The 2,754-nt window shown below is 46.1% G+C and carries 2 protein-coding genes; both read right to left on the minus strand.

Annotated elements, in window-relative coordinates; genetic code table 11:
* Positions 1 to 1,547, minus strand: a 1,547-nt coding sequence (locus tag NTU69_08795) for an MFS transporter (protein MCX5803608.1), incomplete at its 3' end; no start/stop codon positions are given.
* Positions 1,548 to 1,746: 199 nt separating this feature from the next.
* Positions 1,747 to 2,397: an LD-carboxypeptidase gene (locus NTU69_08800; GenBank protein ID MCX5803609.1), complete on the minus strand. Its 651-nt coding sequence runs from the start codon at positions 2,395 to 2,397 to the stop codon at positions 1,747 to 1,749.
* Positions 2,398 to 2,754: the final 357 nt, after the last annotated feature.

The raw sequence follows: 2,754 nt of genomic DNA on the forward strand, positions 1-2,754 counted from the left end.
CCTGTGTGGAAAGAGAGAACCCGGTCTTCAATCTCCTTGTCTGAAACGGTGATGCGTTCATGCTGCCTCAAGTGCTCTCCCCAGGACTCAATAATGTACGATTCGATATAATGTTTAGGGTCTGTTATGTCATGAAACAGGTTCCACCTGATTGCCCCATCCCTGCAGCGGATTGTTTTCAGCGCCCGCATAGCATTTGTGAAATCAATCGATTTTGTCTGGTCAATGCGGTACTCGATGACGACGAGCACGGGGCCTTCGTCTAATTCAGGTTCATTTGAAACACTTAATGAGGGCCAGTGTGCAGAAGGGGTGAGATCAAGATTCTCACCGCTTATCAGTCTGTAACGCTGCGTGACCAGTGTACCCGCAATCAGAAAAAAGGCAGCAATAGTAAGTGTCACGGGGATGCCTGCCCAAACCGCTATTGTTCCGGATAAGGTACTTCCCGCTGCCATGAAGCCAAAGAAGACAAGCATATGTACCGACATGACCCTTCCCCGCACCCAGGAGGGTATTACAGCCTGAATACTGGAAAGGAGTATTGAGAGGATCATCAGCCAGGCAATGCCGCCCGCAATCATGGCGAGTGCAAGTAAGGCATAGGAATGGATATATGCCAAAACTATCATCACCAGCGCATAGAGATTTGCTGAAAGTCCGATAATCAGATTCAGGGAAACCCTCTGTCTGAGCAATGGTAATAGTGATGCACCCAGAATTGCACCGCCACCGAAGAACCCGAGAAATCCCCCGTATCCCACTGCACTAAGCCCGAGATACTGACGGGATATTATTGGCAGAAATGCCCACAGACTGCTCCCAAAAAAAGAGAAAGGGATTGAATGAATCAATACCGCTTTTACCTGCGGTGCATTACGGACATACCTTATACCTGCCCGCATAGCACCGATCAATCTCTCCTCAGGAAGGGTCCTTTCATGGTGTTTTCGATGCCACCGCACAAGTACAATGAACACCCCCAGGAAGGATACGGCATTCAGGATGAATGTAACACCGGGTCCGAAAGCGGCAACAACAAAACCACCGAGCACAGGGCCTATGGCTCTCGCGATATTAAATCCAACAGAACCCAATGCTATAGCTGAGGCCAAATCATCCCGTACGACCAATTCGGGTATGATTGACTGCCATGCAGGGTTATTTACTGCTGCACCCAGTGCGAGAAAAAAGGTGAGTATAAGGAGAACCGAAGGTGTCGTAATACCCGCTATTGTCATAATTCCCAGTATAAACGATATAACAAGCATCCAGCACTGTGTGGCGATAAGGAGCCGCCGTCTGTCAATAATATCGGCGAATGCGCCAGCCGGCAGTGCAAGGAGAAAAAACGGCAACGTGGAGGCGGTCTGAACCATCGCAACCATGAAAGGAGATGGGGTAAGTGTTGTCATGAGCCACGCAGCTCCGACCTCATGCATCCATGTTCCAATCAATGATGCAACGTTCGCAATCCAGAGTGTCCGGAAAAACCCTTGCTTGAGCGGGTTCAATATGGAGAGTTTTGTATGCCAGTCATGAGACATGAACCAAATAATATATCAGAGAACCTGCCCGAATCAAGAATGTATTTCAGATTCTCGAAGGGATGTGTTCCAGAAATTTTTGTGATTTTTTAGTGTTTCATGTAAAATTGGAGGGTAAAAGGAGGTAAAGCTTGAAGGAATATGCCCCACGCTTAATCACTGGCGCTGAATGCTGATTGCTAATCGCTGAAAGCTGTACTCACACCACTGCCGGTTCTACGGTTACACGCCCGTTCGTTGCATCGAGCGTTGCATATACCCCAACAGGGATTGTAAGTTTGTTAATAACATGACCGAATTGTAAACCATAGATTGTGGGTATTCCCAGTGGCTCCACCTTATTTTTTATAATGTCCAGGAGTGTCACACCATATTTATAATAGTTATCACGGGTATAGTATCTGCATTTCTGGAATGTGCCGAATATGATGCCCTTTACATGCTCGAGCTTTCCCGCAAGTATCAGCTGGGTCAGGTATCTGTCAACCCGGTGTGGCTTTTCATCTATATCCTCAAAAAATAAGATTTTATCCTTTGTATCAATCTCATATTCTGTCCCTAACGTTGCAACGACAATTGAAAAACAGCCACCCATGAGCTGACCCTGTGCCTTTCCCGGACAAATCGTTATTATCTCCCTATCATGAGGATTTTTAAGCTCTATTTCTTGTCCTGTTTCACCAAGCATGTTAAAGAAATTGTCCCTCGTATATTTTGTAAACCCCTTACCAAGATCCGTTGCGACCATGGGACCATAAAACGTGATAAGCCTGGTTTTATTAAACATCGCTATCTGCAATGCCGTAATATCACTGTAACCGATAAATATCTTGGGGTTTTTTTCGATCATTGAAAAATCAATATCGCCCTTCTACGACATTGAAGCCTGCACGTTTAAGGACTGATTTCCCGCGGTCATAATAAATTGTAGTTAATGAAGGGGATGCAGGTGACACGATTGTTATTGTATCACCATGCCTTAGTCGCTTTGGTTTAATGACTTTCATACCTTTTTTAACCCGTCCTGCAAATCTATAACCTCCCCTATCATGGAATCTCCTAATCCCCTTTTCCCTTGCCTTCCTTCCTCAGGATCTTCTGACTGCACGGCATATTCTTGTGCACCAGGGACCTTTTGAGGTTGCAGTATAGTGCAACGAAGGTTCTGCAGCTTCCAGACCCGTCAACAGCGGTGTCCTTCGGAATC

This window comes from Pseudomonadota bacterium (genome assembly GCA_026388215.1).
Taxonomy (GTDB): Bacteria; Desulfobacterota; Syntrophorhabdia; order Syntrophorhabdales; family Syntrophorhabdaceae; genus JAPLKF01.

What these genes read in the sequence shown, in the direction of transcription:
- NTU69_08800 (MCX5803609.1), bottom strand. Translation starts at nt 2,397, where the DNA reads ATGATCGAAAAAAACCCCAAGATATTTATCGGTTACAGTGATATTACG.